At 74.1% G+C, this 25,018-nt stretch carries 20 protein-coding genes; 12 read left to right on the top strand and 8 right to left on the bottom strand.

Annotated features, from left to right (window positions below; translation table 11 throughout):
• Position 1: 1 nt before the first annotated feature.
• Together ABD067_RS06440 and ABD067_RS06435 are read left to right on the top strand one after the other, a co-directional pair.
• Positions 2–835: a hypothetical protein gene (locus tag ABD067_RS06440; RefSeq protein ID WP_343894374.1), complete on the top strand. Its 834-nt coding sequence runs from the start codon at positions 2–4 to the stop codon at positions 833–835.
• Positions 832–2,571 (top strand): thiamine pyrophosphate-binding protein, encoded by a 1,740-nt coding sequence (locus ABD067_RS06435; protein ID WP_343894373.1) that lies wholly within the window; start codon positions 832–834, stop codon positions 2,569–2,571. The genes ABD067_RS06440 and ABD067_RS06435 overlap by 4 nt, the downstream gene beginning before the upstream one ends.
• 9 nt (positions 2,572–2,580) lie before the next feature.
• On the opposite strand, the gene ABD067_RS06430 is transcribed toward ABD067_RS06435, so the two are convergent.
• A complete protein-coding gene (locus tag ABD067_RS06430) occupies positions 2,581–3,921 on the bottom strand; it encodes a cytochrome P450 (RefSeq protein WP_343894372.1) in 1,341 nt (446 codons plus the stop codon).
• 2 nt (positions 3,922–3,923) lie between these two features.
• Positions 3,924–4,673: a bifunctional NADP-dependent 3-hydroxy acid dehydrogenase/3-hydroxypropionate dehydrogenase YdfG gene (gene ydfG, locus ABD067_RS06425; RefSeq protein ID WP_343894371.1), complete on the bottom strand. Its 750-nt coding sequence runs from the start codon at positions 4,671–4,673 to the stop codon at positions 3,924–3,926.
• A gap of 238 nt (positions 4,674–4,911) precedes the next feature.
• On the opposite strand from ydfG, the gene ABD067_RS06420 reads away from it, so the two are divergent.
• The 4 genes from ABD067_RS06420 to ABD067_RS06405 all read left to right on the top strand — a co-directional run bounded on the left by ABD067_RS06420 (position 4,912) and on the right by ABD067_RS06405 (position 11,364).
• Positions 4,912–6,042, top strand: a complete 1,131-nt coding sequence (locus ABD067_RS06420; protein ID WP_343894370.1) for an efflux RND transporter periplasmic adaptor subunit — start codon at positions 4,912–4,914, stop codon at positions 6,040–6,042.
• A gap of 7 nt (positions 6,043–6,049) precedes the next feature.
• Positions 6,050–9,184: an efflux RND transporter permease subunit gene (locus ABD067_RS06415; RefSeq protein WP_343894369.1), complete on the top strand. Its 3,135-nt coding sequence runs from the start codon at positions 6,050–6,052 to the stop codon at positions 9,182–9,184.
• A gap of 40 nt (positions 9,185–9,224) precedes the next feature.
• A complete protein-coding gene (locus ABD067_RS06410; protein WP_343894368.1) occupies positions 9,225–10,442 on the top strand; it encodes a TolC family protein in 1,218 nt (405 codons plus the stop codon).
• Positions 10,443–10,590: 148 nt separating this feature from the next.
• Positions 10,591–11,364, top strand: coding sequence for an MlaA family lipoprotein (locus ABD067_RS06405; RefSeq protein WP_343894367.1), 774 nt, complete (start codon positions 10,591–10,593; stop codon positions 11,362–11,364).
• A 45-nt stretch (positions 11,365–11,409) separates the two neighbouring features.
• Here ABD067_RS06405 and ABD067_RS06400 read toward each other — a convergent pair whose 3' ends face one another.
• Entirely contained in the window at positions 11,410–12,309 is a 900-nt protein-coding gene (locus ABD067_RS06400; RefSeq protein WP_343894366.1) for a hypothetical protein, read from the bottom strand.
• A gap of 234 nt (positions 12,310–12,543) precedes the next feature.
• On the opposite strand from ABD067_RS06400, the gene ABD067_RS06395 reads away from it, so the two are divergent.
• From ABD067_RS06395 to ABD067_RS06375, 5 genes are all read left to right on the top strand, one after another.
• Positions 12,544–13,452 (top strand): sulfite exporter TauE/SafE family protein, encoded by a 909-nt coding sequence (locus ABD067_RS06395; protein ID WP_343894365.1) that lies wholly within the window; start codon positions 12,544–12,546, stop codon positions 13,450–13,452.
• Positions 13,449–14,204 (top strand): TIGR02186 family protein, encoded by a 756-nt coding sequence (locus ABD067_RS06390; RefSeq protein ID WP_343894364.1) that lies wholly within the window; start codon positions 13,449–13,451, stop codon positions 14,202–14,204. The genes ABD067_RS06395 and ABD067_RS06390 overlap by 4 nt, the downstream gene beginning before the upstream one ends.
• Entirely contained in the window at positions 14,201–14,713 is a 513-nt protein-coding gene (locus tag ABD067_RS06385) for a universal stress protein (RefSeq protein ID WP_343894362.1), read from the top strand. The genes ABD067_RS06390 and ABD067_RS06385 overlap by 4 nt, the downstream gene beginning before the upstream one ends.
• Before the next feature lie 72 nt (positions 14,714–14,785).
• Positions 14,786–15,358, top strand: coding sequence for a NifU family protein (locus tag ABD067_RS06380; protein WP_343894360.1), 573 nt, complete (start codon positions 14,786–14,788; stop codon positions 15,356–15,358).
• Positions 15,351–15,998, top strand: a complete 648-nt coding sequence (locus ABD067_RS06375; RefSeq protein WP_343894359.1) for a malonic semialdehyde reductase — start codon at positions 15,351–15,353, stop codon at positions 15,996–15,998. The genes ABD067_RS06380 and ABD067_RS06375 overlap by 8 nt, the downstream gene beginning before the upstream one ends.
• A 9-nt stretch (positions 15,999–16,007) precedes the next feature.
• Here the strand turns inward: ABD067_RS06375 and ABD067_RS06370 are convergent, their stop codons facing one another.
• A complete protein-coding gene (locus ABD067_RS06370) occupies positions 16,008–17,021 on the bottom strand; it encodes a catalase family peroxidase (protein WP_343894358.1) in 1,014 nt (337 codons plus the stop codon).
• Positions 17,022–17,238: 217 nt separating this feature from the next.
• On the opposite strand from ABD067_RS06370, the gene ABD067_RS06365 reads away from it, so the two are divergent.
• Entirely contained in the window at positions 17,239–18,183 is a 945-nt protein-coding gene (locus ABD067_RS06365) for a ketopantoate reductase family protein (RefSeq protein ID WP_343894357.1), read from the top strand.
• Between the two features lie 19 nt (positions 18,184–18,202).
• Here the strand turns inward: ABD067_RS06365 and ABD067_RS06360 are convergent, their stop codons facing one another.
• The 4 genes from ABD067_RS06360 to ABD067_RS06345 all read right to left on the bottom strand — a co-directional run.
• Complete coding sequence (locus ABD067_RS06360; protein ID WP_343894356.1) at positions 18,203–19,540, bottom strand: OmpP1/FadL family transporter; 1,338 nt, start codon at positions 19,538–19,540, stop codon at positions 18,203–18,205.
• Between the two features lie 205 nt (positions 19,541–19,745).
• Entirely contained in the window at positions 19,746–20,969 is a 1,224-nt protein-coding gene (locus ABD067_RS06355) for a glycosyltransferase family 4 protein (RefSeq protein ID WP_343894355.1), read from the bottom strand.
• A 124-nt stretch (positions 20,970–21,093) separates the two neighbouring features.
• On the bottom strand, positions 21,094–22,464 hold the full coding sequence (locus ABD067_RS06350; RefSeq protein ID WP_343894354.1) for a hypothetical protein: 1,371 nt from the start codon (positions 22,462–22,464) through the stop codon (positions 21,094–21,096).
• Between the two features lie 56 nt (positions 22,465–22,520).
• Positions 22,521–25,018 (bottom strand): glycosyltransferase (locus ABD067_RS06345; RefSeq protein WP_343894353.1); only part of this gene is annotated, 2,498 nt, incomplete at its 5' end.

Raw genomic sequence — 25,018 nt, 5'->3', positions numbered from 1 at the left:
GATGGCGGCGGAGGGCGAGGCCCCGTTGGTGGTGGACAGCGTCACGCGCTTCGGGCCGGACGCCGCCGGGCGCGTCTGCGTCGGCGCCTCGCACGGCGGGGTCTACGCGGCCTACCTCTGCGCCAAGGCCGGGCTGCGCGGCGCGGTGCTGCACGACGCGGGCATCGGCAAGGACGGCGCGGGCGTCGCCGGACTGCACTACCTCGACGCGCTGGCGGTGCCGGCCGCCGCCATCGACCACCGGAGCGCGGTGATCGGCGACGGCGCGGACTGCTTCGCGCGCGGCGTCCTTTCGCGCGTCAACGCCGCCGCCGAGGCGCTGGGCCTGCGCGCGGGCATGGCGGTGCGGGAAGCGGCGGCGCTGCTGCTCGAACGCGCCCCGCCTGCCGCGGCGCGGCCGCCGCCGGCGCGGGAGGCGCGCTTCCGGCTGGAGGGCTTCGGCGCCGCGCCGGTGTGGGCGCTGGACAGCGCTTCGCTGCTCGAGGAGGCGGACCGGGGCGCCGTCGCCGCCATCGGCAGCCACGGCAACGTCCTCGGCGGGCGGCCGGAGACGGCGGCCAAGGTCGAGGTTTTCGCGGCGCTGTTCAACGACGCCGGGCTCGGCCCCGCCGGGCCGGGCGCCACGCGGCTGCCGGCGCTCGACGCGCGGGGGGTCGCGGCCGCGACGGTCTCCGCCGCCAGCGCGCGCATCGGCGACGGGCGCAGCACGGCGGCGGACGGGGTGTTGAGCCGGGTGAACGCCGCGGCGGCGCGCCTGGGCCTGCTGGAGGGCATGGGCGCGCCCGCCGCCTTGTCGCTGCTCGCGGCCGCTCGGGGGGAGAGGCACCGGGCATGACCGACGCGACCAACTCGGCCCCCGTCCGCATGACGGGCGGCGAGGCCCTGGCGCGGATGCTCCAGGCGGCCGGCGCCGGGCCGGTGTTCGGCATGGGCGGCTTCCAGCTCCTGCCCTTCTACGAGGCGTGCCGGGCGCTGGGCCTCAGGCACACGCTCATCAACGACGAGCGCACCGGCGCCTTCGCGGCGGACGCCTACGCGCGGGTGACGAACCGGGTGGGCTTCTGCGACGCGACGCTCGGGCCGGGCGCGACCAACCTGACCACGGCGCTGGTGGAGAGCCTGAACGCCGGCGTGCCGCTGGTGGCCATCGTGGGCGACGCCAACCGCGACCACGCCTGGAAGAACATGACCCAGGAGGCGCGGCAGACGGAGATCCTGCGGCCCGCCGCCAAGGAGCTGATCCGCGTCGAAAGCGTGCGGCGCGTGCCGGAGCTGCTCCGCCGCGCGCTGGCGGTGGCGACGGCGGGGCGGCCCGGCCCGGTGGTGCTGGCGGTGCCGGAGGACGTGGCGCACGGCGAGCACGGGTTCTCGCCCGCCGAGTTCGAGGTGCCGGAGCGCACCACCCGCGTCCCGGCGCTGCGCGCCCGGCCGGACGCGGCGGAGGTGGCGCGCGCGGCGGCCATGGTCGCGCGCGCGGAGCGGCCGATGCTGCTGGTGGGCGGCGGGGTCCACCTCGGCGCGGGCTACGCGGCCTGCGCGCGGCTCGTCGAGGGGCAGGCGATACCGCTGGCGCACACCATCGGCGGCAAGGGGGCGCTGGCCTGCTCGCACCCGTTGAACGCGGGGCTGTTCGGGCGCTACAGCCGCATCGCCAACGACATGATCGCGGAAAGCGACCTGCTCGTCGTGGCGGGCTGCAAGCTGGGCGAGATAGCCACCAAGCGGTTCCAATTGCTGCCCGAAGGCGTGCCCGTCGTCCATCTCGACATGCTGGCCGAGGAGTTCGGGCGCACCAGCCGCTGCGACGTGGCGCTGTGGGGCGACATCACGGCGGGGCTGGACGACCTTTCGGACGCGCTGGCGGGCGAGCGCCACGGCCGCGCCGCCTGGGCCGCCTCCGTGGCCCCGCGCATGGCGCATTGGCGCGAGGGCGCGCGCGACCGGCTGGAAAGCGCGGAGCGGCCGATCAACCTCGCGCGGCTCATCGCGGAGCTGAACCGCCTGATGCCGGAGGACGGCGTGCTGGTGGCGGACGGCGGCTTCGCGGGCCACTGGACCGGGCTGCTCTACGAGACGAAGCGCGCCGGGCGGCACTACGTGCCGGACCGCGGCTTCGCCTCCATCGGCTACGGGCTGCCGGGCGCGATCGGCGCGCAGCTCGGCGTCGGGCCGAAGCGGCGCGTGGCGGCGCTGACGGGCGACGGCGGCTTCAACATGACGCTGGGCGACCTGGAAACCGCGCGGCGGGTCGGCGCGGCGTGCGTGGTGTTCGTGGTGAACAACGCGGCGAGCGGCTACGTGAAGGCGTTGCAGCACGCGGTGTACGGCGAGGGGAAGTACCAGTCCTCGGACCTGGTGGAGATGGACTACGCGGCCATCGCCAACGCCATGGGTTGCCGCGGCATCCGCGTGGAGGACCCGGGGCGCATCGCGGACGCGGTGCGGGAGGGGCTGGCGAACACCGACACGCCGACGGTGGTGGACGTGGTCGTCACGCGCGACCCGGCGAAGATGCTGCCGGGCGTGGACAGCCGCACCCTCACCGTGGAGAAGGGCGACCGGCCGGTCTGAGCGGCGCGCTCAGGCGGGGGCGCGGTCCAGCAGCATCGGCAGCGCTTCGCCCGGTCGGAGCGTCAACCGGCAGACTGGCGCGACGCGCGCGTCGGGCGCGAGGCGCGGGGCGAAGCGCTGCGCGAGGGTGGACAGGCAGATCACCGTTTCGGCGAGCGCGAATTGCGCACCGGTGCAGACGCGCGGGCCGAGGCTGAACGGGATGTAGGCGTGGCGCACCGGCCGTCCGGCGAGGAAGCGCTCCGGCAGGAAGTGGTCGGGCCTGTCCCACAGGCGCGGGTTGCGGTGCAGGAGCCACGGCACGGCGAGCACGATCCCGCCGCGTGGCACGGCGTGGCCGGCGATGTCCACCGGTGCCGACGCGGTGCGCGCCAGCAGCGGCACGGGCGGGTAGAGCCGCAGCGTTTCTTCTACCACCGCGCGCGCGAAGGGCAGGCGCGGCAGGTCTTCCCACGCCGCGGGGCGTCCGCCGAGTGCCGCCGCGGCCTCGTCCCGCAGGCGCGCCGCGGCGTCCGGCGCTTGCGACAACAGGAACCATGCCCAGGCCATCGCATTGGCGGAGGTCTCGTGCCCGGCCATGAACAGCGTCGCGGTTTCGTTGCGGCAGGCCGCGGCGTCCATGCCCGCGGCGGCCATGGCGCCGACCACCGAGAGCCCGTCGTCGCGCCCGGCCATGACGGCGGCGATGAGGCGGTCCACCACCGCGTGGATGCGCCGCACCTCCGCCCGCAGACGCCAGGGGCGCGGGCGCGGCAGCCAATCCGGCAGGCCGAGCAGCGAGAGCGCGTCGATCTGCGGCACGACGGCCTGGTAGCGGGCGAAGGCCGACACCACCTCGCGCGCCGCGTCCGCGCCGAGGCGGCGGCCGAACAGGGTGCGGCAGATGACCTCTGCCGCCAGCTCGGCCATCTGCGCCAGCATGTCCACCGGCGCGCCGGGAGGCAGCGCGGCCCAGGCTTCGGCGCGCTCCGCCGCCGCCACCGACATGGCCGGCGCGAGTTCGGCGAGGCGCGAGGCGTGGGTGACGGGCGCCACCGCGCGCCGCCGCTCGCGCCACACCAGCCCGTCCGAGATGAACAGGCCGTCGCCCAGGAGCGGTTCCAGCGCGTGGCGCATCTGCGGGCTCTTGCGCTCCAGCGCCGCGGCCTCGTCGATGAACGCGGCCTGCACGGTGGCAGGGCTGTTGCAGACCAGGATCGGTTGCGCCAGGACGCGGGTGGAGATCGCCTCCTGCGCGAACTGGTCGGCGGACCAGACTTCGAGGAAGTTGCGCCGTGCCCGCCGCAGCAGCTCCGGCAGCGGCAGGCGGCCGGTGTGCCGGGGCGGGAAGGGCGGGACGAAGCCGTCCAAGGCTACTCCCGGTGGATGCGGAGTGGCGCGAAGCTCTGCGACACGGGCATGACCTGGAGCGTGTTGACGTTCACCCGCGCCGGTCGCGTCGCCACCCAATGCACGGCGTCGGCGATGTCGTCCGGCGTCAGCGCCTCGGTGCCCTGGTAGACGCCGGCGGCCTTGGCGTCGTCGCCCTTGAAGCGGACGCTGGAGAACTCGGTGCCGCCGACCAGGCCCGGCTCGACGTCCGTGACCCGCACCTTGGTGCCCCATAGGTCGGCGCGGAGGTTGAGGCTGAACTGGCGGACGAACGCCTTGGTGGCGCCGTAGACGTTGCCGCCGGGGTAGGGCCATTCGGCGGCGGTGGAACCGATGTTGACCACGTGCCCGGCGTTCCGCTCCACCATGCCCGGCAGCAGGGCGCGCGTGACGTACATCAGCCCTTTGACGTTGGTGTCCACCATGGCGTCCCAGTCGTCGAGGTCGGCGTTCTGGGCCGGCTCCAGGCCGCGGGCGAGGCCGGCGTTGTTCACCAGCACGTCCACCGCGGCGAAGTCGCCCGGCAAGGAGGCGACCGCCGCGGCCACGGCGTCCCGGTCCGACACGTCGAGCGGCAGGGCGTGCGCGCGGTCCTTCCCGAGTTCGGCCGCCAGCGCGTCCAGCCGGTCGCGCCGCCTGCCGGCGGCGACCACGCGCGCGCCGTCGGCGGCGAAGCGGCGGGCGATGGCGAGGCCGAAGCCGGCGGTGGCCCCGGTGACGAAAACGATCATGGCGGTCTCCTCGACGGTGGTGTGATCCCTAGGCGATGCCGCCGGGGGTTGAAAGAAGGGGAGCCTCGGTCAATGTTGCGCCAGATCGGCCGGCGCGGAAGTCCGCCACAAGGCGGCATGCCCCATCCCCGAGGGCGCTGTTGAGCCGAGCGCGCAGCCCGGTTCGGCATTGCGCGTCGTCCGGGCGCTGAGCCATGCGTCTCCCCCCCCCTCGGCTCCTTTCGGGAGGTGCTCATCCGTGCCTGATCGTTCTCGGTTCGCGCCTGCGCTATGGGCGGCCTTGGCCGCGTTGCTCCTTTCCGCCGCGCCCTTCCCGGCGCCCGCGGCCGAGAAGGACGTCCCGATCCGCATGGACGAACGGCAGATGCGCGCCGCCGGCATCGAGTTGGCGCGCGTGGAGCCGGAAGCCGGCACCGCGCAAACGGTGCTGCCCGGCACCGTCGTCGTCCCGCCGCAGCAACTCCTGGTGGTGGCAGCGCCCGCCGCCGGGCTGGTCGAGGCGGTGCTGGTGGGGCCCAACGAGGTGGTGCACGCGGGTCAGCCGATAGCGCGCCTGCGCAGCACCGACCTCCTGGAAGTTCAACGGACCTACCTCCAGGCGCTCGCGGCCGAGCAACTCGCTGAGGAACGATTGAAGCGCGACGAGCAACTGGCCCGGGAAAGGATCATCGCCGAGCGCCGCCTCCTGACGACCCGCGCGGAGTACGAGTACGCCCGCACCACCTTGGCGGAGCGGGAGCAGATGCTCACCCTGCTCGGCATGGCCGAGGAGGACGCCCGGACCCTGCGCGAAAAGCGGCAGATCGCGGCGTCGCTCACAGTCAGCGCGCCGCGGGACGGGGTGGTGCTGGAACTGCGGGTGAGCCCCGGCGAGCGCGTCGCGGCCTCGGCGCCGCTCTTCAGCGTCGCCCAGCTCGACCCGCTCTGGATCAACCTCCAGGTACCGTTGCAGCAGGCGCGCGCCATCGAGCCCGGCACCCGCGTCAGCGTGCCCGGCACCACGGCGATGGGCGAGGTGATCCGCCTCGGCCGCAGCGTGGACGCCGCGACGCAATCCGTCACGGCCACGGTGGAGGTGGGGGCGGGCACCGACTCGCTGCGGCCGGGGCAGGTGGTGAGCGCCAGCGTCGCGCTGCAGCCGAACGGCACGCCGCAATGGCGCCTGCCCGCCGGGTCCGTGGTGCGGCACGCCGGCCAGTCCTGGGTCTTCGTGCGCACGCCGGAGGGCTTCATCGCGCGGCCGGTGACGGTCATCGCCGAGGTGCCGAGCGCGACCTCCATCCGCGCCGGCCTGGCGCCGGAGGACCGGGTGGCCTCGCGCGGCATCCTGTCCCTCCTCGCCGAACTCACCGAAGTCTACGGGGGCTGAACGGTCCATGCTCGGACGCTTGGTGGACTTGGCGCTTCGCCAGCGCCTGCTCGCCTTCCTCTTCGCCATGGCCATCCTGGTCTGGGGCGTGGACGCCTACCGCAAGCTGCCGATCGACGCCTTCCCGGACGTCTCGCCCACCCAGGTGCTGGTCGCCATCCAGGCGCCCGGCCTGCCGCCGGAGGAGCTGGAAGCCCAGGTGACGAACCCGGTGGAGCTGGCCATGCGGGGCATCCCGAACCTGGTCAACATCCGCTCCATCACCCGTTACGCCACCACCTTGATGACCTTCGAGTTCGGGCCGGGCACCGACATCTACTGGGCCCGCACGCAGGTGGACCAACGGCTGAACGACCTGGACGACACGCTGCCGGACGGCGTTTCCGGCGGCTTGGCGCCGGTGGTGACGCCGCTCGGCGAGATGCTGATGTTCACGGTCGAGGGCGGCGGCCTTTCGCCCATGCAGCGGCGGACCATCCTCGATTGGGTGATCCGCCCGGCCCTGCGCGGCCTGCCCGGGATCGCCGACGTGAACAACCTCGGCGGGTACGTGCGGACCTACGAGGTCGCCCCGGACCCGGCGGCGATGGCGGCGCGCGGCATCACCACGGCGATGCTCGCCGAAGCGCTGTCGCAGAACAACCGCAACGACGGCGCCGGCCGCGTGCGCGACGGCGAGGAGGCGCTGCTGGTGCGCGCCGAGGGGCGCATCCGCACCCAGGACGACATCCGCGCCATCGTCGTCGCCGCCCACCCGACCGGCGTGGTGCGCGTGTCCGACGTGGCCGACGTGCGCTGGGGCGCGCTGGCGCGCAACGGCGTCGTCACCCGCAACGGCGAGGGCGAGGCGGTCTGGGGCATCGTGCTGGGCCTGCGCGGCGCCAACGCCCGCACCGTGGTGGACGGCGCCAAGGCGCGCTTGGCCGAGGTGCAGAAGACGCTGCCGGAAGGCGTGCGGATCGAGATCTTCTATGATCGCAACGACCTGATCGAGAAGGCGGTCTGGACCGTCCAGAAGGTGCTGCTGGAAGCGCTGGCGCTGGTCGTGGTGCTGCTGCTGCTGTTCCTCGGCAACCTGCGCGCGGCGCTGGTGGTGTCGCTGTCGCTGCCGCTGGCGGTGCTGGCCACCTTCGGCGTGATGCGGCTCTACGGCCTCTCAGCCAACATCATGTCGCTGGGCGGCCTCGCCATCGCCATCGGCCTGCTGGTGGACTGCGCTGTGGTGGTGGTGGAGAACGTGGCGCACCGCTTCGCGCACGCGCACGGCCGCACGGACCTCCAGGCGCGGCTCCGCATGACCGCGGAGGCGGTGCGGGAGGTGGCGGTGCCGCTCGTCTCGGGCGTGGTCATCATCGTCACGGTGTTCCTGCCGCTGCTGTCGCTGCAAGGGCTGGAGGGCCGGCTCTTCGCGCCGGTGGCGCTGACCATCGCCTTCGCGCTCTGCATCGCGCTGTTGCTGTCGATCACGGTGGTGCCGGCCCTCGCGGCGACGGTGCTGAAGGCGGGGGGCGGCGGCAAGGAGCCCTGGCTGGTCCGCAAGCTCCATTCCGTGTACGACCCCTTCCTCGCCTGGGCCATGGTCAACCCGCTCAAGGTCGGCGGCGCGGCGGTGGCGGGCTTGGTGCTGGCCGGCGTGCTGTACACGCGCATCGGCTCCACCTTCATGCCGGTGATGGACGAGGGGACGCCGGTCGTGACGATCCGCAAGCACCCGACCATCGGCGTGGACGAGGCGGCCGAGACGGACCTGGTGATACAGCGGCTCATCATGGAGCAGGTGCCGGAGGTGCGCGGCATCATGGGCCGCGCCGGCGCCGACGAACTCGGCATCGACCCCGTCGGACTGAACGACAGCGACCTGTTCCTCGCCGTCGCGCCGCGCGAGGAGTGGCGCCAGCCCAAGGACGTCAATTTCGTCATCGACGAAGTCCGCAAGGTGCTGGACGGCTTCCCCGGCATCTCCTACGCGGTGAACCAGCCGATCGACATGCGCGTGCAGGAGATGATCATCGGCGCCCGCGGCGACGTGGTGGTGAAGGTCTTCGGCTTCGGCCTCCCGGAGCTCAACCGCATCGCGCAAGAGGTGGAAGAGGTGGTGCGCGGCATCCCGGGCTCCAGCGAGGTGTTCGCGCTGCGGAACGACGGCTTGAAGTACCTGAAGGTGGAGATCGACCGCTTCGCCGTCGGCCGCCTCGGCCTCAGCGTGCGCGACGTGCAGCAGGCGCTGCGCGTCTGGGTGGACGGGCGGGATGTCGGCATCGTGCTGGAGCGCGAGCGGCGCATACCTTTGATGCTGCGCGGCGAAGGCGCCCTGCGCCGCTCCGCGGCCGACTTGCAGCGCGTGGTGCTGGCGCTGCCGGGCGGGCGCACCGTGGCGCTGTCCCAAGTCGCCAAGATCGAGGAGGAGGAAGGGCCGATCCAGGTGATCCGGGAGCAGACCCAGCGCTACGCCACCGTTCTGGCGAACGTGCGGGGCCGCGACCTGGTGGGCTTCGTCGACGAAGCGCGCGCCGCCGTCGAGCAGCGCGTGAACCTGCCGCCCGGCTACCGGCTGGAGTGGGGCGGGCAGTTCGAGAACCAGCAGCGCGCCTCCGCCCGGCTCGCCATCGTGGTGCCGATCGCGCTCGCCTTGATCTTCATGCTGCTCTATTTCACCTTCGGCTCAGTGAGGCAGGCGGCGCTGGTGTTCTGCAACGTGCCCTTCGCGGCCATCGGCGGCGTGGTGGCGCTGTACATCTCGGGCGAGTTCCTGTCCGTGCCCGCCTCCGTGGGCTTCATCGCGCTGATCGGCATCGCGGTGCTGAACGGCGTCGTGCTGATCTCCTACATCAACCGCTTGCTGGCCGAGGAGGGCATGTCGCTGCACGACGCGGTGCGGGAGGGCGCGAAGCGGCGCATGACGCCGGTGGTGCTCACCGCCACCATCGCCGCTTTCGGCTTGGTGCCGTTCCTCTTCGCCACCGGGCCGGGCGCGGAGATCCAGAGGCCGCTCGCTGTCGTGGTCATCGGCGGTTTGGTGACGGCCACCACGCTGACCTTGGTGCTGCTGCCCATCCTTTACGACCGCTTCGCGGTGCCGCGCGCGGAGAAGCGCGCCTTGAAAGAGCGCCACGCGGCGCCGGCGCCGGTGGCCGCGGAATGACGGCCTCCGGACATCCCGCGGGGACGGCGCGCGGGCGGGCATGAAACGTTTCTTGCTGCTGGCGCTGCTGCTGGCGCCCCTGCCGGCGGCAGCGCAGCAACGCGCATCCCTTGCGAACCACCTGGAGCAAGCGCTGGCGATCGACGCCGCGTTCCGCACCTTGGCGGCGCAGCGCGACGCCGTGGCGGCGCAGCGCGCCCTCGTCCGGTCGGCGATCCCGGGTTCGCCCTCCGTGGGCGGCGACTGGCGCAGCAACCTGCGCGCCGGGCCGGGCGAAGCCAACGAGGCGAACCTCGACGTCGCGGCGCCCGTGTGGTTGCCGGGGCAGCGCGCGGCCCTCGGCGACACGGTCAGGGCCGGGGTGGAGGAGTTCGAGGCCCGGCTGCTGCTCAGGCGGCTGGAGGTCGCGGGCCTGCTGCGCGAAGCGTTGTGGAACGCGGCGTCCGCGGGCCGGGACCTGCGGGTCGCGCGGGACCGGCTCGCCACCTCGCGCGACATCGCCCGCGACGTGCAGCGCCGCGTCGACCTAGGCGACATCCCATTCACCGACTCGCTGCTGGTGCAGAACGAGACGCTCGGGGCGGAGTTGGGGCTCGCGCAGGCGGAAGCGGCGCTCATCGCCGCCCGCGCGGTCTACCGCGTGCTCACCGGCGGCGCCGAGCCGGACCTGCCGGCGGAAGCCGTCATCGTCGTTCCCCCGCGCGTGCATCCGGCGCTGCTCGCCGCCAACGCGGGCGTCGCGGCGGCGGAAGCGCAGGTGCGGCTGGTGGCCGCGACGCCGCGCGACAACCCTGAAGTGGGCGTGTTCGGCCGCAACGACGCGGGGCGCGTGAACGATCTGGGGGCGAGCCTCGGCGTCCGCGTCCGCGTGCCGCTGGCGAGCAACGCGCGCAACATCCCGCGCGCCGCTTCCGCGCAAGCGGACCTGACGCGCGCCGTCGCCGAACGGGCGCTCCGGTTGCGGCTCCTCAACGCCGAGATAGAAGCGTCACGGGTGGCGCTGCGCGCGGCGGAGGAGGCGGCGCGAATCGCCCGCCGGCGCTTGGCCGTGGCGAACCAGCAACTCGACCTCGCGCGGCGCGCCTTCAACGCGGGCGAGACCGGGCTGTTTGACCTCTTCCGCATCCGGCAACTCCAGGTGGAGGCGGCGGGCGGGCAGGCGCAGGCGGAGGTGAACGCGGGGCGCGCGCGCTCCCGTGTCAACCAAGCGGTCGGCGCGGTGCCCGGGGCCGAGGCGCACTTCGTCAGCGCGAGGTAACGGCCTGGGCGGCGGGGGACGCGGCGCGGAGCGGCGCCGCGACCGGACCCGGAGCCTTGATCGTGTCGCCCGTGACGCCGCCGGGGCACTGCCGGCGCGGCGAGCGGCGCGCTAGACGTGCGGCTCCCCTTATGGCCGCCCCCGCTCCATGCCCCGTCCCGTCGCCTTGTCGCTCGTGCTCGCCCTCTCCGCCGCGGCGGGGCTGTCCGCCTGTGCCGCCCGGCCGAACGGCGCGCCAGCTGGCGCCCAGGCACCCACCGCGCCAGGCGATCCGTTCGAAGCGACGAACCGCCGAATCCTGGGCTTCAACTTCAAGGTGGACGACGCGCTCTACCGCCCGGCCGCGGAGTTCTACCGCCGGGCGGTCGGGCCTTGGGCCCGCAGGCGGGTGCGGAACGCGCTGGACAACCTGAACGAGCCGAGGGTCGCCGCCAACGCGCTGCTGCAAGGCCGGCCGGTGGCGGCCGGCACTTCCGTCATGCGCTTCGCGGTGAACTCCACCTTGGGGCTCGGCGGCCTTTTCGACTTGGAACCCGTCGGGGGGCCGCCGCGGCAGGAGATCGATTTCGGGCAGACGCTTTACGCCTGGGGCTTGCCGGACGGGCCTTACCTGATGCTGCCCTTCGCCGGCCCGTTCACGCCTCGGGAACTGGCGGGCGATGTCGGCGACGGCTTCATGAACCCGGTGAACTGGCTGTTGCCCTTCGGGGCGAACGCGGGGCGCCTCGTGGCGCGCGGGCTGGACGAGCGGGAGCGCAACATCGAAGCCCTGGACGAAATCCGGACCAACTCGCTCGACCCCTACGCCCGGCTGCGCAGCCTGTGGCGGCAGAACCGCGACGCCGAGCTCGGCCTGGCGACGGCGGAAACGCCGGAGGTGCTGGACGACCCCGGGGCGGCGGACGGCACCGGCAGCCGCTGAGGGGTGAATTGGGAAGGGGGGCCGGAGCCCCCCTTCCGTTCGCGGTCAGGCCGTGCGCCGGACCGTGTGGACGTTGCGGGTGCCGACGCGGGCGCCGAGCACCGCCGCGATGGCGCCGAGCAGCATCGCACCGAAGACGTAGTAGGCCGCGGTCGCGCTGGCGGTGGCCGCCGCGTCGGCCGCTTCGCGGGCGCGCCGCTCCGCTTCCTGGGCGGTGTTGACGGCCTGCTGCTCGACCTGCGCGACGCGCCGCTGGGCCTCGTCGGGCGAGATGTTGTACTCGGCCGCGACCAGTTGGTTCAGCCGCTCCCGGTCCTGCTGGGGCAGGTTGCCCTCCGTCAAGCGGCGGGTCACCAGGGTGCCGATCTCCGCGTTGCGCTGCTCGCTGGTCATGCGGGCCGGGTCGCCGCCCGTCTGGAGGGCCGTCCGCGCCCGCTCGATGAGCGCCTGCGGGTTGATCCCCTGCACCGCCTGCTGCGCGGGGCCGGCCGCCGCGGAGGCCGCTTGGCCCGCGCCGGACGCGACGCCGCCCAGGATGGAAGAAGCGCCCTGGTAGGCCGTGCTGGCGGTGCCGGCGATGATGTTGCCGAGCAGCACGGCCGAGATCAGGTAGCCGATGCCCCAAACCGAGAGGCCGTGCAGGATGCCGTCCGTGTCGTCGGCGGTGCCGGAGAAGCGGGCCGCGACGTAGCCGCCGACCGCGAGGCCGATCAGGTTTGCCACCAGCAGCCAAATGCCGCTGACGATGCCGAAGGTGCTGCCGGACGGCGTGTCGCCGCTGGTGGCGTCCACCGCGCTGGCGCCGACCGCGACGCCGAGCACGTTCAGCATGAGGCCGACGATCACCGCCACGACCGCGCCGGCGATCACCGCGCCCCAGGAAATGCGGGGCGGCAATGCGGGCGCCCCCTCGGGCGCGCCGTAGGCCGCCGTTGTTCCCGCCATGGTGTCGGCCGTTGATACCGTACGCTGCATAGAAATCCCTTTCGGAGTTGCGCTCGTGCTCCCCGAACGCGTTGGCAGTGCAACGGTTCAACCAATTCGCGCGCCGGGCCGGGAGCGTGCGGTTTCGGCCATCATTCCGCCACGCCGGGTTCGTACCTGCGCCGCGCGTCGTTTCGCGGGGCCGGGCGCGGTCGCGCGCCGCCGTCCTTGTCCGCACCCGCTCCGGAACCCGCGATGCAGGTCTACCTGCCCATCGCCGAAATGTCGGCCGATGCCTTCCTGTTGGTCGGCATCGGCTTCGGCGTGGGTTGGCTTTCGGGCCTGTTCGGGGTGGGCGGGGGCTTCCTGCTGACGCCGCTGCTGATCCTCATCGGCATCCCGTCGGCCGTGGCCGTCGCGTCCGGCGCCAACCAGACGCTGGGCGCCAGCGTGTCGGGGCTCATCGCGCAGTGGCGGCGCGGCAACGTGGACGCGAAGATGGGCGGGGTGCTCCTCGCCGGCGGGCTGCTCGGCTCCTTCGCCGGGGTGCAGCTCTTCGCGCTGCTGCGCCGGATCGGCCAGGTGGATACGGCGGTTTCGCTGTTCTACGTGGTGGTGCTGGGCACGGTGGGCGTGCTGATGGTTATGGAATCGGCCCGCGCCATCATGCGCCGCCGCCGCGCGGTGCGCCGCCGCCTGCACGCGCACTACTGGATGCACGGGCTGCCGCTGAAGGCCCGCTTCCGCAAGTCGCGCCTCTACATCTCCGTGATCCCGCCGGCGTTGGTGGGCTTCGGCATCGGCGTGCTCTCGGCGGTGATGGGGGTGGGCGGCGGTTTCATGCTGGTGCCGGCCATGATCTACCTGATCGGCATGCCGACCGCGGTGGTGATCGGCACGTCGCTGTTCCAGGTGGTGTTCGTCGCCGCCAACGTGACCCTGCTGCAAGCCTTGCAGGTCGGCAGCGTGGACCTGCTGCTGACCATGCTGCTGCTGGGCGGCGGCGTGGCGGGCGCGCAGTTCGGCGCCGCGATGGGCACGCGGCTGCGCGGCGAGGAGACGCGCGCGCTGCTCGGCTTGATGGTGCTAGGCGTGGCGGCGAGCCTGCTGTGGGGCTTGGTGCGGCCGCCGGGCAACCTGTTCAGCCTAGGCCCGGCGCTTTGACCAAGCTGCTCGTCCTGCTCCTCACGCTGTTGGGTTCGCCGGTCGTTGCCGGCGGGGCGGCGGCGCAGGAAGCGCCCCTGGTGGCCGACCTGTCGGACCGCGAGATCGAGGTCAGCACCGGGTTCACCGGCGCCGACCTGCTGGTGTTCGGCGCCACCGAAGCGGCGATCGGACCGGGCGGCGACGAGATACTGGTGGTGGTGCGCGGCCCCACCCGGCCGGTGGTGGTGCGGCGGAAGGTCCGGGTGCTCGGCGTGCTCTGGGTGAACGGCCCCTCCGCGCGGTTCTCGGGCGTGCCGGGCTTCTACGCCATCGCCGGCACCCGCCCCGCTTGGCAGATCCTGCCCGAGCAGGAACGGCAGAACAACGGCCTCGGCCTGGACGCGCTGCCGCTGAGCAGCACCGGCGCGCGCAGCCCCAACTTCCGCGCCGCGCTGCTCGCCTTGGAGAAGGAGTCCGGCCTTTGGCTGGAGGACGCCGCCACGGTGGAGATCGGCGCCAACCGATTGTTCCACGTGCGGGTTCCGCTGCCGGCCACGGTGCCCACGGGCGATTACAAGGTGGAGGTGCTGCTCGTCCGCTCGCGCCGCATCCATGCGCGCCAGGAGCTGGAGTTCCGCGTGGACCGGGTGGGCGTCGCCGACCGCATCGCCACCGTCGCGCAGGCCCAGCCGCTGGTTTACGGTGTGGTGTGCGTGCTGCTGGCGGCCTTCGCGGGCTGGTTCGGCAGCGTCCTGTTCCGGAGGGGATGATGCCGAGCGATACGGGGACGACCGAGAAGGCGGCCGCCTCGGCCGTCCGCGACCGCGTCTTCCTGGTGGTGGTGGACGACAGCCCGGAGCGCGCGGTGGCCCTCAAGTACGCCTGCTTGCGCGCCCGGAAGAGCGGCGGCCGGGTCGCCCTGCTGCGGGTGATCGAGCCGGCCGACCAGACCGAGTGGGCGGGCGTCGGCGCGCTGATGCAGGAGGAGGGCCGGGAAGAAGCGGAACGGCTGCTTTCCGGCCTCGCCGCCCAGGTGAACGAGATGACGGGCGGCCTGCCGATCCTGCTGATCCGCGAGGGCGACCCGCGTGACGAGTTGCTGGCGCTGATCGCCGAGGACCCGCGCATCTCGATCCTGATCCTGGCCGCGTCCGCCGCCACGGGCGGCCCGGGGCCGCTGATAACGGCGCTCACCAGCCGCTACGCCAGCAAGGTCACGGTGCCCATGACCATCGTGCCCGGCACCATGGACGACGACGCCCTGGAACGGGTGACCTGAACCGGCCGCCACGGTTGCGCCGCGCTCCAAAGCGGACCACATGGGTCCTGAAAGTTTTTCGGGACCGACGCCATGTTCATCGAAACCGAATCCACGCCCAACCCGGCCACCCTGAAGTTCATCCCCGGGCGGGACGTCATGGGCGCGAGCGGCACCGCCGACTTCGCCAGCCCCGAGGCCGCGGCGCGCAGCCCGCTCGCGTCGCGCATCTTCGCCCTGCCCGGCGTGGCCCGGGTGTTCCTGGGCTCCGACTTCGTCACCGTCACCCAGGGCGGCGACGCCGATTGGTCGAGCCTGCGGCCGCAGGTGCTGGGCGCCGTCATGGACCACTTCATGTCCGGGCTGCCCGTGCTGGAGGGCGGAGACGCTAGCGGCGACGAAGGCGGCGAGGACGACTTCGACCCGGCCGACGCCGAGATCGTGGACCAGATCAAGGATCTGCTCGACACGCGCGTCCGCCCGGCGGTGGCCGGCGACGGCGGCGACATCGTGTTCCGCGGCTTCCGCGACGGCGTGGTGCGGCTGCACCTCCAGGGCGCGTGCTCGGGCTGCCCCTCTTCCCGCGCCACGCTGAAGCACGGCGTCGAGAACATGCTGCGCCACTACGTGCCGGAGGTGGTGGCCGTGGAGCAGGTGGATGCCTGACGACGGCGCCGCCGCCGGAGCGCCGCGCGCCGCGCCCGACCTGCCTTCCGGCGCCCCGACGCTGGAGGCGCGCGTCCTCGACCAGCTCTTCCGCAGCGCGCGCACCCAGAACAAGTGGCAGGACCGGCCGGTCCCGGACGCCACGCTGCAAGAGCTGTACGACCTGCTGAAGTGGGGACCGACCAGCGCCAACGGGATGCCGGGGCGCTTCGTGTTCCTCCGCACGCCGGAGGGCAAGGAGAAGCTCAGGCCCGCGCTTTCCGCCGGCAACATGGAAAAGACGATGTCGGCGCCGGTGGTGTGCATCGTCGCGCACGACCTGAAGTTCTACGACCGGCTGCCGTACCTGTTCCCGCACGCCGACGCGCGCTCCTGGTTCGCCGGCAACGAGCGCTTGGCGGAAACCACGGCCTTCCGCAACGGCACCCTACAGGGCGCCTACCTCATCATGGCGGCGCGCTCGCTCGGCCTCGACACCGGGCCGATGAGCGGCTTCGACAACGCCAAGGTGGACCAGGCCTTCTTCGCCGGCACGGACTGGCGCTCCAACTTCCTGGTCAACCTCGGTTACGGCGACCCGAGCGGGCTGTTCGACCGCAGCCCGCGCCTCTCCTTCGACGAGGCGTGCCGGCTGGAGTAGCCCGCGCCCCTACTGCAAGCGCCGCGACAGCGACACGGCGTAGGCCGGCGCCCGTATGTTCAGCATCGGGTCATCGGAGGGCTCGATGCCGGCGGGCAGCAGGGTCGGGTTGAACATCATCGGGTCGCACTCCCCGGGCTGGCCGGCGGGCGTGACAGAGGTGATGCGCAGCAGGCCGACCTCGACCTGCTCGCGGTCCGCCGGCCAGATCGCGGTGGCGCTGAGCAGCGGGTCGCCCTCGCGCGGCAGCACCACCATCATGCGCCATTCCGCGGGCGCGCGGCCCACGCGCCCGCGCAACTCGTCCTGGAGGAAGTCGGCGCCGCGCGCCGCGCGCTCTTCCGGCGTCAGCACCGCCCGGCCGGCCACCGGCTCGAAGGTCCAGCGGACGTGCCGCTTCTCCCCGGCGGCGTTCTGGAACACGAAGCTGTTCACGCTGAAGTAGGGCGCGGTGGCGTAGCTGGAGGGCGGCGAATTGGCGCGCAGGTAGTTGGGCTGCACCGCCCATTCCGGGTTCTCCCGGTCCGCGGCGGCGATGCGCTGCGGGTCGGGCTGGCCCGTCGTCGGGTCAGGCGCCCGCGACTCCAGCAGCTTCATGAAGCTCGGCAGCGTGCTCGCGCCGAAGGCGGGCGCGTTGATCATCACCATCTCGAAGCTGTCGCCGCCGGGCAGCGCGAAGGCGAGCGACATGCCGCGTACGGCGGGCGCGTTGTCCGGTGCGCGCGGGTTGCCGCCGCCGTTCGAGAAGCGCGCCGTCACCGGCACGCGGGCGCCCGGTTGGAGGAGCGAGGCCTTGGTGAGCCGCGCGCCGGCGCCGGTGGAAACGAACTCGCCGGCGGCGCAAACGCCCTTCGCGCCGCTGCGGCGCTTGCCGGCGTGGGTGCCGGAAACCTTCTCCATGGCGTCAACGATCGCCTCCGGCGTCGGCTCTTGCGCCGCTGCCGTTGCGACGCCGGCGAGGAGCGCAACGGCGCCTCCGCACAAGGCGCGCAGCGTCGGCCTGATGCGTTGGGTTCGGATCATGGCGTGCTCCCGTGCGACCGATTCGTCGGGCGACGATGGCACGCCGCGCGGCCGGACGGAATGCCCCCGAATCGAAGGGGTGGGCCGGCCGGGGCGCAGCGGCCCACCGCCGACGCCGCGGCGTACGCCCGGATCGGCGTCGGCCTATCCGCCGGCCATGCCGGCGCGCGCCACGGACGTGGTGTAGGGTGCACGCTGCGGAACGGAGCGGGAAACGATGCGGATCTTGGTCCTCGGGGCCGGCGCCCTCGGCGGCTACTTCGGCGGGCGGCTCTTGGAAGCGGGCGCCGACGTGGCCTTCCTCGTCCGCCCGCGCCGCCGCGCCCAGTTGGAGCGGGACGGCATCGCCATCGAAAGCCCCTATGGCGCCCTGCGCCGGCCCGTGCCGTTGGTTTCGCCGGGAGAGGCCGCGCCGGGGTGGGACGTGGTGCTCCTGGCCTGCAAGGCCTACGATCTGGAGGACGCCATAGCCGCCGTCCGCCCGGCGGTGGACGCGCGCACCGCCGTGCTGCCGGTGCTGAACGGCGTGTCCCACATCGAGGCCCTGCAACGCGCCTTCGGCGCGGAGCGCGTGCTGGGCGGCATCGCCAAGATCCAGGCGACCCTGGCGCCGGACGGCACGGTGCGGCACCTGAACGATTGGCGGTACCTGACCTTCGGCGAGATGGACGGGCGCATGAGCCCGCGCGTGGAAGCCCTCGCGCAAGCGGCGTCGGGGACGAAGGGCATGGTCGCGGCGGCGGTGCCGGACATCGCGTTCCGGCTGTGGGAGAAGCTGGTCCACCTCGGCACCAGCGCTGTTTGCACCGTGCTGATGCGCGCCAATGTCGGCGAGATCGTCCGCGCTCCCGGCGGCGCAGCGCTGTTGCTCCGCGTGCTGGAGCGCAACGCCGCCATCTCGGCCTTCCACGGCCATCGGATGCGCGACGCCTTCATGGCGGAGTACCGCGCGGTGTTCTCGGACCCGGCGAGCGCCTACTCCGCTTCCATCCTGCGCGACATGGAAGCTGGCGGGCGCATCGAGGCCGACCACATCCTCGGCTTCCTGCTGGACGCCGCGCGGCGCGCCGGCGTGCCGGACGAACTGCACGAGGCGGCGTTCCTCCACGCCAAAGCCTACGAACAGCGGCGGGACGCGGGCCGGCTGCCGGCGGCGCCGTGAACCGCCGCAGTCCCGCCGGTCAGAACATCAGCCGCGCCTGCACCGCGAAGATGTCCACGCTGGCGCTGTAGTTCAGGTCGAGGTTCCCGCGCAGGAACTCGGTGGTGCCCGGCCCGCGGTCCCGCAGCCGCACCTTGGCGTCGTCGGCGAAGATGTGCGTGTAGGCCGCCGTCAGTTCCACGTTGCGCAGCACTTGGTAGCTGGCGCCGGCCGAGAGCCAATAGCGGTCGCTGTCGGGGATGCGCGGCGTGCGGTAGGCGTCGCGCGCGGGCGACTGGTCGTAGGCGACGCCCGTCCGCACCCGCAGCCCGTCCGCCACGAGGTACTCGACGCCGAGCGCGAGGGACCAGGTGTCGCGCCAGTTCTGCTCCGACACGGACGGCGCGCGCCCGCTCTCGAAGTCCACCCGCAATTCCCTGAAGCGCGACCAGTTGGTCCAGGAAAGGTCGCCCAGCAGCGTCCAGCGCTCGCCCACCCGCTGCGCGAAGCCGAGGGAGAGCATCTCCGGCGTGGTCAGCTTCGCCTTGGCGTCGGTGTTGCGGAAGTTCGGCGAGGCGGCCAGCGGCCCCGGCGCCCCTTGGAAGGACGCGTCCCCTTCCAGCTTGTGGAACAGGGCGGAGCGGAAGGACAGGCCGACGCGCGTGCCGTCCGCCGGTTCCCACACCGCGCCCACCGTCCAGCCGACCGCGATGTCGTCGCCCCGCACGGTCCCGCGCCCGTCGAACCGCCCCGGCGCGAAGCCGAACGGGCCGAGCCCGGCCAGCGCCCCGGCCGCGCCGAAGTCCACCGCCTGCGAAATGCGCGCGTAGGCGTGCTGGACCTGCAATGACGCGCCGAACGAGAGCCAGGGCACCGGACGGTAGGAGATGGTCGGCGCCACGTTGATCGTGCGCAGCGTGGAGGTGAGGGCGTGGTAGCGCCCGATGAAGTCGTTGTCGTACTTCGTCACCAGGCCGAACGGGCTCGTCACCGAAAGACCGACGGCCCATTCGGGCGAGAGCTGCGCGCTGGTGTAGACGGCGGGCACGAAGGCGTTCAGCCCCGCGTCGCCGCCGAGCTGGCCGGTGATGGGCGAGCCGCCGAGGATGGCGGTGCGGTTGGCGAAGCCGCTGTCGACCGTTGATTCGGGCCGGATGTAGCTGCCGACCACCGCGGCTTGGTAGCCTTGGAGCCAGCCCACCGCCGCGGGGTTGAAGAACATGAAGGAAGGGTCGTCCGCGCGCGCCGTGGCGCCGGCGAAAGAAGTTCCTTGCCCGACCGCGCTCTGCTCGCGGAGCGCGTAGCCGGAGGCCCCGGCCTCGCCGCCCGCCGCGAGCGCCGCTGCCACGAGGGCCGCCCCCAACCGCCGATCAAACATGGTCGTTCGTTTCCTGTCCCAGACGCCTCGCCCGCCGGGCGGCCTCCATGCCCGGGCGGAGATGATGAAGGCGGCACGACGCCCGCGCGTCAACAACCCGTCCGCGCTGTTCGCCGCGAGGCTGCAACCGCGTGTTCGCGGCGCCACGCCGGCGGAAAGGCCCACCGGCGGAGGCGGCGGGGGATGGCGCCCCGGCGGCGGCGCGTCAGGGGAGGCCCGCCGCGTCCCGCCACACCGCCGCCACCCGCCGCGCCGTTTCCGCCCAACTGAACTCCGCCGCCCGCTCCAACCCGGCCGCGCGAAGCCGCGCCGCCAGCGCGGCGTCCTCCAGCACGGCCGCCAAGCCCGCGGCGATCGCCTCGGGGTCGAGCGGGTCCACCGGCATCCCGGCGGCGCCGGCGGTTTCGGCGACGGCCGTGGTGGCGCTGTGGACCAGCGGCGCGCCGCAGGCCATGGCTTCCAGCACCGGCAGGCCGAAGCCCTCGTAGAGGCTGGGGTAGGCCACCGCGGCGGCGCGGGCGTAGAGCGCCGCCAGTTCCGCGTCGTCCACGCGGCCGAGCGGGCGCGCGTCGCCGGACGCCATCGCGCGTGCGAGCGCCGGCCCGGCTTCCACGCCCCCCCAACCGATGCCGCCCGCCAGCGCGAGCGGCGCGCGGCGCTTGAGCGCAGCAGGCAGCAGCGCGTGGGCCGCCGCCAAGCGCTCCAGGTTCTTGCGCGGCTCCAAGGTGCCGACCGCGAGGACGTAGCCCTTGTCCGCCAGCCGGTGCGCCGCCAGCACGGGCGCCGCCTCGTCCGCGCCGACCGGGCGGAAGGCGTCCCCGGCCGCCAGCGTCGCCACGGCGATGCGGGCGCGGTCCAGGCCGAACTCGTCCGCGAACTCGTCCGCGGTGAATTCCGAGATCGCCACCCAGCGCGACACCTGGCGCAGGGCGCGCGGCAGGTGGCGGTCGATCCAGGCCAGCCGGTCGGCGGGGTGTGCGTCCGCGTGGCGCCGCCAGGACAGGTCGTTCACCACGGACACGGTGGGGCCCGCGTCGAAGGGCCGCGGCAGCATGTTGGGCTCGTGCAGCAGCGCCCGCCCGCCGGAAGCCCCGAGCGCCGCCGCGGCCGCCCGCCGCATCGACCGCCGTGTGAGCGCCTCGGCCGCGGACACGGCGACGGCGCCGGCCAGGGGCAGGGCGGCCACGCGGTCGCGCCAAGGGCGGCGCGCCGCCGCGGCGGGCGCGCGCGCCTCCGGCGGCGCGTCGAACAGCGCCCCGGGCAGCAGGCGTCCGCCCATCACCGGGTGCAACTCGGCCAACCCCGGCTGCCGCAGCACGGCGCGCGCCACCTCCAGCGCCGCGCGGCCCACGCCCGTCCGGGCGCCGAACAGCGACTCGGCGGCGTACAGGACGACGGGGCGAGGCGCCGCGGGACCGGCGGCCGTCACGGGGCCGGTGCCGCCCGTCCGGGCGCCGCGCCCGCCCCTAGCGGCCGCGGCGGCGGGCACGTTCCGCGGGTCGTCGCCGAGGCGATTCGGCCGGGCGGGCCGCGCAGGAGCCGCAACGGCCCGTCTACAGCGGGACGCGGCCGGGCGCGCCCGACCCCGCGCGGCTGTTCACGGCGTCCGCCGCGGCGTCGAGGTTGGCGCAGAGGAGCGGGGCGAACTCCACCCGGCGGTCGAGGGCGTCCGACGCGTTGTCCGCGCCGGTGCCGACCAGCGGCTCGCGCGCGCCGACGCCCGCCGCCCGCGTCCGTTCGCGCAGCCTCGCGCGCTGCGCCACCAGCCGCGCCCTCAGGTATTCGGCCCGCCCCCGCGACAGCCGGTCGTTCACGGCGGCCGTCCCCGTCGGACTCGCGTGCCCGGTGAGCAGCAGGCAAGCGGAACGCTCGTGGGTTTGGGCGGCGATCTGGCGTATCCACATGCCGTAGGGGGCGCTCACGGCCGGGTCGGGCACGAACGCGGTGGAGCCGGGGCGGAACAGGAACTTCACGGCCAGCCGCTCCTGCCGCAGCCCGAAATCGACCACGCGCGCGAAGGCCTCCTCCGCTTCGCGGCGGCGCCCGAGCGCCCAGGTGGACAGGTACAGGCCGTTGTGGACGCGCATCTGGTCGCCGGCCGGCAGGCGCTGGGCTTCGGCGTAGCGCTCAAGCGCGTCGCGGTAGCGGCCGGCCTCGTAGGCCACCATGCCGTCGGCCACCAAGGCCCCCACGGTGAGGCCCTGCGCGTAGATCGGGTCCACCGCCGCGCCGGGGCGGGACCCGACGGTCCGGAGATAGGCCGCCACGGCCGGGTCGGGCAGCCAGCCCGGGGCGTCGCGGAAAAAGGGCGCGGGCGTCGTGCCGGCGTCCTCGGCGCGGACCAGCGCCGTTTCGGCGTCGAGGACGCGCCCGGTGCGCGGGTCCGCCAGCACCGCCCGCATCCGGTAGGCGCGCGGCTGCCCGTCCGCGGGCGCCGCGGCGCCGGTCCCGGTGACGCCGGAGATGCTCCCGAGCAGGACGGTCGGCATGTCCGCGACGCCGGCGGCGGTGAGGGGGCGTAGTTCGACGGACGGGTAGCGGGCGCGCACGTGCTCGGTGATGCGGGCCACCGCGGCGCGGGTGGCCGCCGTTTCGTCGCCCGTGGACCGGTCCACGAAGGGGTCCACCACCAGCGCGAGGCGCCGGCCGCTCCCCGGCTGCTGCGCCGCCCCGGCGCGCGCCAGCAAGGCGTCGGCGAGGCCCGTGGCGGCGCGATCCAGCGGCTGGGGCGGCCCCGGGGGCGTTCCCGAGGTTTCCTGCGGGTAGGGCGAAGCGCCGCGCTTGGCGGACCACCCCGACAGGGCGCCGCACCCGCCCAAGAGCAGCAGCGCGGCGAGCGAGGCCCCGACGCGGCCGGCGCCGCGGCGCGCGCCCCGCGCACGCACGGTCCCGCTCGCTTCCGGCCGGCGGCCGCTGCGGATCATGCCATCCCTCCCCGTCCCGTTCCCCGGACGCCGAAGCCCAGGCTCGGCGGCCTCCCTCACCCGTCTAAGCCGTAGCGCCCGAAGAGTTCCCCCGGCGGCGCGCCGTCCGCGGAAACGCGCCCCGCCTCCCAAGCTTCCGCGTAGGCGCGGCGCACGCCCGCGAGTTGTTCGCGGAACACCGGCAGGTGCTTGCAGCGTTCCAGCAGCCGCGCCGCCGAGACGTTGCGGCGCACCGCGTCCTCGGCGTCGAACCAGGCTTCGCGCAGCCAGCGCGCCGCCTCCCTGGCGTGGGTCGCGCGGTAGCGTTCGAGCGCCGCGGGCGCCACGCCCGCGCGCTCCGCCGTGTCGAACAGGTCCGGCATCCGCTCCAGGTGCCAGAGCAGCACCCAGCGCGTCCAGGACACGTTCATGTTCACCACCACCGCGGGCTCGCCCACCCACCACGCCGGCCGGTCCTGGAGCGCCGCCAGCGCGTAGACGGAGGACGGCACGCAGGTGAGGAGCGACGTGAAGGGCGCGCCGCGGGTGTCCAGGCCGTAGCCGCGGATCGCGTGGTCGCGGCGGAAGGCGCAGGCGTAGATGGCGGTGAACAGGTTCTCGTTGAGCGGCGACGCCTCGCGCAGCGCGGGCACGCGGCGGTTCGGCCCGCCGGGCGCGATCGGCGTGGCCGATTCTATGACGTTGGCCGCGTCCAGCAGCAGCTCCGGCCGGTCGAAGGTGGTGTAGGCGTAGTTCATGTACGCCATCTCGACCTCGGGGTGCGCGGCCAGCCCCTCCAGCACGTTCTCGATCGCGCCGTCCACCAGCAGGTCGTCGTCGCCGAGCAGCCACACGAAGGCGCCGCGCGCGTGCCGGGCGGTGGCGCCGAGGTTGCCGAGCATCCCGACGTTCGCGGGGTTGCGGTGGGCGCTGAGGTGCGCCTCGAACCCGAAGCGCCTCACCACGTCGGGCGTCGCGTCCGTGGAGGCGTTGTCGCAGACCACCACCTCCACCACGTCGCGCCACGGCCGCGTGGCTTCGAGCAGCAGCGGCAGGCTGTGCGAAAGCCAGGGCGCGCGGTTGTAGGTGGTGATGGCGCAGGTGAGGAGCGGGCGGCGCTCGCCGACCGCGGGCGCGGGCAGCACGTCCGGCAGCGGCCAGCCGGGCGCGGCGCCGGCGCGGGACAGCGCGAGCACCATGTCCTCCGCGTAGCCGTCCCAAGAGCGGAGGGGGCGCGCGACCGCTTCGGCGCCCAGGCGGTCGAGCAGGCCGGGCTCTTCCGCCAAGCGCCGCAGCGCGGAAGCGACGGCGCCCTCGTCCAGCATGTCCACCATCAGCGCGCCGCCGCCGGGAGCCACCTCCGCCATGGCGGAACCGTGGTGGCAAAGGCAGGGGCGGCCGTGCCACAGGCTTTCCAGCACCGGCAGGCCGAAGCCCTCTTCCCAGGAAGCGTAGACGGTCGCGTGGGCGGCCCGCCACCGGCGGGACAGCTCCGCCTCCTCGGCGTGGTCGATCAACTCGGTGCCGGTTTCGGCGGCGAGGCGCTCGACCTCCGCGTCGAGTTCCGCGAACCCCGAGCGGCGGCCGACCAGGGTCAGTTCGATGCGGCGCGCCGCCGACGACGACCGGCGCTGCGCGTCGCGGAGGGCGCGCAGCAGGCGGGGGTAGTTCTTGCGCGGCTCCCATGTGCCGACCGCGAGCAGGCGCAGCGCTTCGCCCGGGGGCGGCGCGGCGGCCGGCTCGGTCGCGCGCGGACCCCCGGCGCTTCCGGCGAGCGGGCAGGGCAGGATGGCGGGCAAGGGCAGCGACCTGCCGGAGAGCCAACGGGCGAGGTCGGCGGATGCGGTCCAGGAAATGGGCAGCAGGAGGTCGGCCGAAGCGAGGTCGGTCCAGTAGGCGCGCATGGCTTCGAGCGCGACGGGCGGGTAGACCTCCGGCATCTTCTCCGGGATGAGGTCGTAGAACACCGCCGCGGTCCGCATCCCCGAGCGCCGCGCGAAGCCGAGCGGGCCGCCTTCGGGCACGGGGCTGCCCATCGTCAGCTCGGGCAGCAGGAGCCACTCGCCGGCCAGCCGCTCCGGCACCGCCGCCAGGCGCCGCCGCGCCGGCGGGCCGTCCCAGCGGGCCAGGGTTTCGGCTTCCTCTTCGGAAACCGGCACGATGCGGCGCGCGGCCGGATCCCATTTAACCGGCACCGTTTCCACCCCGCGGCGTTCCAGGGCGGCGGCGAGTTGGCGCGCCACGCGCTGTATGCCCGTGTTGAAGGTCTGCGTGACGGTGAGGCCGACCCAGTAGAACACCCGCCGCACCGGCTCCGGCGCGCCGGCGGCGGCGGTGCGCGGCAGGTCGGAGGCGATGGCGCCCAACGCCGCCGCGCCCGCGGCGCCGACGCGGAAGCGCTCGCGGAGCGTGGCGGTGCGCGGCAAGGCGCGGAGCGCCATCGCCAACGCCGCGTCACGCGCCTCGGTGCTGGCAAAGAGGGCGAGGTCGGCGGCGGCGAGGGCCCGGAGCCACGCCGGGTCGGACGGCGCGGCGGGAGGGGCTTCCAGCGCGACGCGGAGGCCGAGCCCGCGCG

This window comes from Craurococcus roseus (assembly GCF_039523795.1).
GTDB lineage: Bacteria > Pseudomonadota > Alphaproteobacteria > Acetobacterales > Acetobacteraceae > Craurococcus > Craurococcus roseus.
This window is presented reverse-complemented; position numbering and strand designations above follow the sequence as displayed.

Bases quoted from the DNA above. Each gene is read 5' to 3' on its own strand.
- ABD067_RS06440 (WP_343894374.1), top strand. From the start codon at position 2: ATGGCGGCGGAGGGCGAGGCCCCGTTGGTGGTGGACAGCGTCACGCGC.
- ABD067_RS06435 (WP_343894373.1), top strand. From the start codon at position 832: ATGACCGACGCGACCAACTCGGCCCCCGTCCGCATGACGGGCGGCGAG.
- ydfG (WP_343894371.1), bottom strand. From the start codon at position 4,673: ATGATCGTTTTCGTCACCGGGGCCACCGCCGGCTTCGGCCTCGCCATC.
- ABD067_RS06415 (WP_343894369.1), top strand. From the start codon at position 6,050: ATGCTCGGACGCTTGGTGGACTTGGCGCTTCGCCAGCGCCTGCTCGCC.
- ABD067_RS06410 (WP_343894368.1), top strand. From the start codon at position 9,225: ATGAAACGTTTCTTGCTGCTGGCGCTGCTGCTGGCGCCCCTGCCGGCG.
- ABD067_RS06405 (WP_343894367.1), top strand. From the start codon at position 10,591: ATGCCCCGTCCCGTCGCCTTGTCGCTCGTGCTCGCCCTCTCCGCCGCG.
- ABD067_RS06400 (WP_343894366.1), bottom strand. From the start codon at position 12,309: ATGGCGGGAACAACGGCGGCCTACGGCGCGCCCGAGGGGGCGCCCGCA.
- ABD067_RS06395 (WP_343894365.1), top strand. From the start codon at position 12,544: ATGCAGGTCTACCTGCCCATCGCCGAAATGTCGGCCGATGCCTTCCTG.
- ABD067_RS06385 (WP_343894362.1), top strand. From the start codon at position 14,201: ATGATGCCGAGCGATACGGGGACGACCGAGAAGGCGGCCGCCTCGGCC.
- ABD067_RS06380 (WP_343894360.1), top strand. From the start codon at position 14,786: ATGTTCATCGAAACCGAATCCACGCCCAACCCGGCCACCCTGAAGTTC.
- ABD067_RS06375 (WP_343894359.1), top strand. From the start codon at position 15,351: ATGCCTGACGACGGCGCCGCCGCCGGAGCGCCGCGCGCCGCGCCCGAC.
- ABD067_RS06370 (WP_343894358.1), bottom strand. From the start codon at position 17,021: ATGATCCGAACCCAACGCATCAGGCCGACGCTGCGCGCCTTGTGCGGA.
- ABD067_RS06365 (WP_343894357.1), top strand. From the start codon at position 17,239: ATGCGGATCTTGGTCCTCGGGGCCGGCGCCCTCGGCGGCTACTTCGGC.
- ABD067_RS06360 (WP_343894356.1), bottom strand. From the start codon at position 19,540: ATGTTTGATCGGCGGTTGGGGGCGGCCCTCGTGGCAGCGGCGCTCGCG.
- ABD067_RS06350 (WP_343894354.1), bottom strand. From the start codon at position 22,464: ATGATCCGCAGCGGCCGCCGGCCGGAAGCGAGCGGGACCGTGCGTGCG.